Here is a 4,014-nt window from a genome sequence, read left to right on the forward strand (position 1 = left end):
CGGAAATCGCCGACGCCGCTCGCGTTCGGGGAATTTTCAAACGGCGCTTCTGGGGAGATTACGGCCGGCGGTTACAACGGCACCGCGCCGTTCCTGGCCTGGCTTCTGAAGCGGAAGGTCACCCCCTATGTCCCGGTTCTCGACCGCCGGACACAGACCGACGGCAAGCTGACGCGCGATGCCTTCGTCTACGATCGGGAGCGCGACTGCTTCGTCTGCCCCGAGGGCCACGATCTGAGCTATCGCAACATCACGGTCGAGACCGGCGTGAAGCGCTACAAGCCGGCGACCGCCGCGTGCCGGGCGTGTCCGCGCAAGCCCGAGTGTACCGACGCCTCGGTGCGGTCGGTCATCCGTCTCGTCGACGAGGAGGCCCGAGAGACAGTCCGCGAGTTAGCAGGCACGGACGCCTACAATACCGCCCGGGCCCAGCGGAAGAAGGTCGAGATGCTCTTCGCGCATCTGAAGAGGCATCTCAAATTACGCCGCCTACGCCTGCGAGGGCTGACCGGAGCGACCGAAGAATTCCTCCTCGCTGCCACCGCACAGAACCTCAGACGCCTCGTGAAGCTCGCACCCGCCTGACGGCGGGGAGGCGAGCGCGCGGAGCGCGAGAAGCTCGTAGCCCGCGCGGATCAGACGGTCGATCTCCGACGCGGCTACGAACGCCCGAAGAAACCGACTGGATGGCAGCCAAACTACATTTGGTTGCCGGCCTTTTTCACCGATATCGGCCGTTTTTGCACGCCCTGGGCTGCTTCTGTCTCGCCAATAGCTTGACCGTTCCACAACCCCCGTTCAAAACGATGAAGGTTTTGGTAGGTTTGTGGGAGCGCGACTGTGATCATCGGATACGCGCGGGTGTCGACCGAAGGTCAAAGTCTCGAGGCGCAGCTAGACGCGCTCGAGGCCGCCGGGGTCGAGAAGGTCTTTTCCGAGAAGGTCTCCGGATCAAAGCGGGCCCGTCCCGCGCTCGACAAGCTGATTGAGCAGCTCCGCGACGGCGATGTCGTCACGGTCACGAAGTACGACCGGCTCTCCCGGTCGCTGCAGGACCTCCTGGCCATCGTCGAGGCGATCCGCGCGAAGGGCGCCGGCTTCCGGTCGCTCGCCGAGGACATCGACACGACGACCTCGGCCGGCCGTCTCGTCTTTCATGTTTTCGCCTCGATCGCCCAGTTCGAGCGAGAACGGATCTCGGAACGCACCCGCGAGGGACTGGCCGCCGCCCGGAAGGCGGGCCGTATCGGGGGCAGGCCTCCTGCCCTGACCCGCCAGCAGCGCGAAGAGGTCCGAAGACTGCGCGACGAGGAGGGTCGCCGCATCGCAGAGATTGCCCGACTTTTCGACGTCAGCTCAAACACCGTTCGGCGAGCGTAACGATTGCCGAGAGCGGCCATTCGCGCTAAGCTTTGCAAGCGGCTCCGAACCCAAATAGGGGCCGGCGGTGTATGATTGGGCAAGCATCGGACGTCTTGATCTTTACGGGACGGACTTCTTTACATGATGTAGAGGCGCATTTCTGCCCCTTGGCGGTGCTACAAATCATATGCTACCTGGATGCCATGTTTTCTGGTATACATATGGCATTATACCTAGCACATAATCATCGGATACTGATTTATAGTAACTCCGAGATACCGGAATACCATGGTATCAGGTAGGGCCGAAATCCTGCCATCCATGGACCGCTTCCCATCGTTGAGATGTAGCCTGCCCTTGGCCATTTTTGGGTTAAGGAGACACCATCATGACGATAACAACGACCCAAGAGGCCATCGGCCCCGAAACCCAAGCGAAGCCTGGCAAGTCCTCGACCGAGCGTATCTTCGGCAAGGACGTGACGAAGCACGGCTACGTTGCGCTGCCCAACATCCTCGTGCGGGGACAGGCCCGCCTTGGGCTGACCCCCACGCAGTTCAATATCCTCGCCCAGCTCCTGAGCTACTGGATCGATCCGAAGCGGCCGCCCTTCCCTAGCAAGAAGGAGTTGGCGACGCGCATGGGGCTGAACCCTGCCACCGTACGGATCAACATCGCTAAGTTGGAGGAGCGGGGGCTTGTTCGCCGGGAGCAGCGCAAAACCCTATCCGGCGACTGGAACTCAAACGTTTATCACCTCGACGGACTGGTGGACGCCCTCAAAGGCATGGTTCCGGACTTCGAGGAGGAAAAGAAGGTCCGTGCCGCTAGACGCGCCGAGACTGAGGCGCGTAGCACGCAGGACGACGCGGCCGAGCGCAGCCGTCGGAGCGGCGTGGTGCGCAGGCGGTAGGGCTCCATGGCAGGACGGTTGAACAAGAAGGTTCTCGTCTTCGTGGACGAGAGCGGCACCCCCGGCGACCCAGATTTCATGCTGGGCACGGTGGCGATCGCTGCTAGGGACGTGGCCGTCGCCGGAAGCGTGCTGGCCAGGCTGCGTCCCGGGAACGCGGGCGAGATCCATGCCGTGGACATGGCGGGGCGGGACGCCCGCGTGATCCTGGAACGCCTTCAAGCCGATCTAAACGCACGGGGCGTAATTTTTCTCAACAAGGCGTCTGCCCATCACCAGGGAGCGGCGTCTGAGGTCTATGCCGCGGCAGTCATAGAGGTCACCAAGGTCGCGATTCAGCGATATGCCGCCCTGAAGCGCATCCCGAAGATCGGCAACGTGGAGCTGCTGCTGGATCGGACCGGAATCAACACGAGCATGGACTGCCAAGCCGCCCTCACTCGCGCGCAGCGCGATGACGGACGTTTCAAGGCCGTCTCGCACATCGCAATGGTCGATTCATGTGCGGTGCCGTTCCTCCAGATCGCGGACCTAAACGCCTATGCTCGAAGATGGATCAGTAGCGGGGAGATTACTGCGAAGCAGCTGCGCGACGAATGTGGCGTCGAACTGCTCTAAAATGACAAAAACCGCCCCGGAGGGCGGCTCTGATGCGGCTAGCAACCGGCCCACGGGCCGGGTCACCGCTGCTCCTGCCCGACACAAGGCCTAACAGGTCGCAACAGCTAAATGGCATACATCACTAATGCAAGCAATGGGACTAGCAGGATACATGGCACCGCACACGATGTACTGTGGCATAGTATGATGTGGCGCATAGCTCGCCCTTAGAGGAGGCGCAGAACGTTGAACTCGGAACTGGACTACATCGTAAACTACGTCTCCAATCGCCTCTACGTGAACCCTGCTAAGGACGGAGCCTACGCGTCAATCGCCGCCGAAAGTCTTGTAGACGGGTCCGAAAATATACTGGCCGAAATCGACGTCTCAGAACGGACGCGGCTCGCGGTGTCGATGTTCCACGTCACCGAGCGGAACGATTGGAACCGGCTGAAAATCACGAAGCTTCAGTTCAATCAGCGCCAGGGTTGGTATGTGGACGGCGAGGTGGTCGTGAACCGCTTCAATGGCGCAAAGCTTGCGGCGATGTTGAATGTCCTGTCATCATTGAATCTCACCGAGCCAACTAAGGCGAAGATCGACCTTCGCGAGGTGACGGTACAACAACTCACCTCGCTTCTGGGAACCGACAAAGGCCGCACGTTGGTGCAGCGCCTATCGCAGTCACCGGAGCTGGAGCACGACATCGTGGCCGTCGCCGCAAAGCGGCGTGCACTCATCGAGTTCGGTGGGCTTCTGAAGCGTGGCGATGCCCCCGAGCCGGAGTGGCAGGCCTTCTTCGAAACGAACACATGGGTGTTCGGCTATGGGCTCGCCTTTGTATTCTTCTCCCCCGCGGGCGATAAGCTTGAGGCTGTCACGACGGGAGCTGCCTTTGATCTCAATGGCAAGCGAGCCGACGGCATGTTGCGGTCGCGGGCGGCGGTCAGCCAATGCGTGCTCGTTGAGATCAAACGAAGCGATACCAATCTCCTTCAATCGCGCCCCTACCGACCGGGTACGTGGGGGTTGTCTCACGAGGTTTCTAACGCTGTGACTCAAGGTATCCGTCCGGCGTGACCGCCGTTGACATTCAGCGTGGCTGCCAATTCCACGGCGTGAGTTCGTCGATGCGGTTG

General features: G+C 61.2%; 5 protein-coding genes. All 5 read left to right on the forward strand.

Going from position 1 to position 4,014, the window contains the following annotated elements:
• The coding region (locus Q1A87_RS23000) for a transposase (RefSeq protein WP_299657051.1) at nt 1–585 on the forward strand (585 nt) is incomplete at its 5' end.
• A gap of 255 nt (nt 586–840) precedes the next feature.
• Nucleotides 841–1,380 (forward strand): recombinase family protein, encoded by a 540-nt coding sequence (locus Q1A87_RS23005; RefSeq protein ID WP_299657054.1) that lies wholly within the window; start codon nt 841–843, stop codon nt 1,378–1,380.
• Between the two features lie 370 nt (nt 1,381–1,750).
• Entirely contained in the window at nt 1,751–2,275 is a 525-nt protein-coding gene (locus tag Q1A87_RS23010) for a helix-turn-helix domain-containing protein (RefSeq protein WP_299657057.1), read from the forward strand.
• A gap of 42 nt (nt 2,276–2,317) precedes the next feature.
• On the forward strand, nt 2,318–2,893 hold the full coding sequence (locus Q1A87_RS23015) for a hypothetical protein (RefSeq protein ID WP_299657060.1): 576 nt from the start codon (nt 2,318–2,320) through the stop codon (nt 2,891–2,893).
• 228 nt (nt 2,894–3,121) lie between these two features.
• On the forward strand, nt 3,122–3,955 hold the full coding sequence (locus Q1A87_RS23020) for a Shedu anti-phage system protein SduA domain-containing protein (protein ID WP_299657063.1): 834 nt from the start codon (nt 3,122–3,124) through the stop codon (nt 3,953–3,955).
• Nucleotides 3,956–4,014 lie beyond the last annotated feature (59 nt).

The sequence above is a fragment of the uncultured Jannaschia sp. genome (assembly GCF_947494055.1).
Lineage (GTDB): Bacteria > Pseudomonadota > Alphaproteobacteria > Rhodobacterales > Rhodobacteraceae > Jannaschia.